Origin of the sequence: Kitasatospora sp. NPDC059571, assembly GCF_042735675.1 — a bacterium.
In the GTDB taxonomy this organism is placed as follows: domain Bacteria; phylum Actinomycetota; class Actinomycetes; order Streptomycetales; family Streptomycetaceae; genus Kitasatospora.
Genome location: NZ_JBHWBW010000220.1, coordinates 10,067 through 12,191, shown reverse-complemented (window position 1 = coordinate 12,191; position 2,125 = coordinate 10,067). Strand labels below are relative to the sequence as shown.

1 protein-coding gene is annotated in these 2,125 nt (G+C 66.6%); it reads left to right on the top strand.

Annotated features, from left to right (window positions below; all coding sequences use genetic code 11):
- Positions 1-393 precede the first annotated feature (393 nt).
- Positions 394-2,019 (top strand): ABC transporter substrate-binding protein, encoded by a 1,626-nt coding sequence (locus ACFV0G_RS22960; protein WP_380550901.1) that lies wholly within the window; start codon positions 394-396, stop codon positions 2,017-2,019.
- The last annotated feature ends 106 nt before the right edge of the window (positions 2,020-2,125 follow it).

The following is a 2,125-nucleotide window of genomic DNA, read 5'->3' as shown; positions in this document are numbered from 1 at the left end:
GCCCCCACCCGGGGGCTGGCCGGCCGCTTTGTGACGCTCCGCTGTCAACGCGCGTAGCGAATCGCGGGCGTGATGAACGCCGCATGTCCGGTTATCGAACGTGACCGACCGTCATCCATGACAACTGTCCGTTTCGCGGCTGTTTTGTATGTCTCGAATGTCCGATTCCTGGGATGAATCGGTCTTCCATGTGACCAAATTGAGATCCGTAATGGTCCGTTCCGCATCTCTGAGTGACCGATAGTGGGACTGTCGAGCTCGGGTCAAGGGTCATGCGCAGGGGTGCGCGCCGAACCTCGAGCGAGGAAGCACCGTCCGGTTCCGGCGTCGATGCCGGCCACCGCGAGTGCGGTGCTCTCCACGTTTGCAACACGGATTTCAGGAGGCACACCCATGCGCGGTGCCAGCCAGGCCAAGTGGGTCGTCGCAGCCGTCGCGGTCGCCCTCGCCGCTACTGCCTGCGGCAGCGGCTCGTCGAGCGGGGACGCCAACGGCACCCCCGACGCCGCCGGCACGTTCAGCTACCAGAGCAGCGAGCCGCAGCACCCGCTACAGCCCGCGAACGCGATGGAGGTCGGCGGCGGCCGCATCATCAAGAACCTCTTCCGCGGCCTGGTGGACTACGACCCGGCGACCGGCAAGCTGCGCAACCAGATGGCCGACAAGATCGAGACCACCGACGCGCAGCACTACACCGTCACCCTGAAGTCCGGCTGGACCTTCCACGACGGCACCCCGGTGACCGCGGCCTCCTTCGTGGACGCCTGGAACTGGTCCGCGAACACCAAGAACAACCAGATCAACAGCAACTGGTTCTCGGACATCAAGGGTTACACCGACGTCCACCCGGAGAAGGGCGACCCGACCACGGACAAGATGTCCGGCCTCAAGGTCGTGGACGACACCCACTTCACCATCGAGCTGACCGGCCCGGTCTCGTACTTCCAGTACAAGCTCGGCTACACCGCCTTCTCGCCGCTGCCGAAGGTCTTCTACACCGACCCGGCCAAGTACGGCGAGGCCCCGATCGGCAACGGCCCCTACAAGTTCGTCTCGTGGGAGCACAACAAGGCCGTCACCGTTGCCGCGTACGACAAGTACCAGGGCATCGACAAGCCGAAGAACGGCGGCATCGTCTTCAAGAACTACACCCAGGCCGACGCCGCCTACAAGGACCTGGTCTCCGACAACCTGGACGTGCTCGACCAGGTCGACCCGTCGGACCTCGCCTCCTACAAGAGCGACCTGGGCGACCGTGCCGTCGACCAGGCGCAGGGCGGCATCACCTCCATCGCCTTCGCGATGTACCAGCCGGCCTGGCAGGGCGTCGACAAGGCCAAGGTCCGCCAGGGCCTCTCGATGGCGATCGACCGCGACACCATCACCAAGACCGTCCTGAACGGCTCGCGCCTGCCCGCCGACAGCTGGGTCGCCCCGGGTGTCGCCGGCTACAAGAAGGGCGCCTGCGGCGAGGCCTGCACCTACAACCCGGCCAAGGCCAAGGAGCTCATCGCGGCCGGCGGCGGTGTCCCGAACAACAAGGTCACCATCGTCTACAACGCCGACGGCGGCCACAAGGACTGGGTCGACGCGGTCTGCAACTCGATCCGCCAGGCCACCGGCGTCGAGTGCCTCGGCGACCCGAAGCCGGACTTCAAGACCGCGCGCGACGTGATCGACGGCCACAAGGTCGACAGCATCATGCGCTCGGCCTGGCAGCAGGACTACCCGCTGAACGCCAACTTCCTGCGTGACATCTACGGCACCGGCGCCTCGGCGAACGACTCGCTGTACTCCTCGCCGGAGTTCGACAAGCTCGCCAAGGAGGCCGACTCGGCCGCCAACATCGACAAGACCACCGAGCTGTACCAGCAGGCCGAGGCCGTCCTCGCCAAGGACATGCCGTCCATCCCGCTCTGGTTCTACAAGACCAACTCCGGCTGGTCGAACAAGGTCCAGAACGTGAAGTTCGACTCCTTCGGCGACCCGGTCTTCACCCAGGTCGAGGTCAAGAAGTAACCCACGCCGTCAGCAGGCAGGCCGGGGGGGGGCCCCCCCCGGCCCCCGCCCCCCCGACCCCCCCCGTGGGGGGGGGGGCGGGCCCCCCCCCCCCCACACCGAGCGG

What these genes read in the sequence shown, in the direction of transcription:
- ACFV0G_RS22960 (WP_380550901.1), top strand. Translation starts at nt 394, where the DNA reads ATGCGCGGTGCCAGCCAGGCCAAGTGGGTCGTCGCAGCCGTCGCGGTC.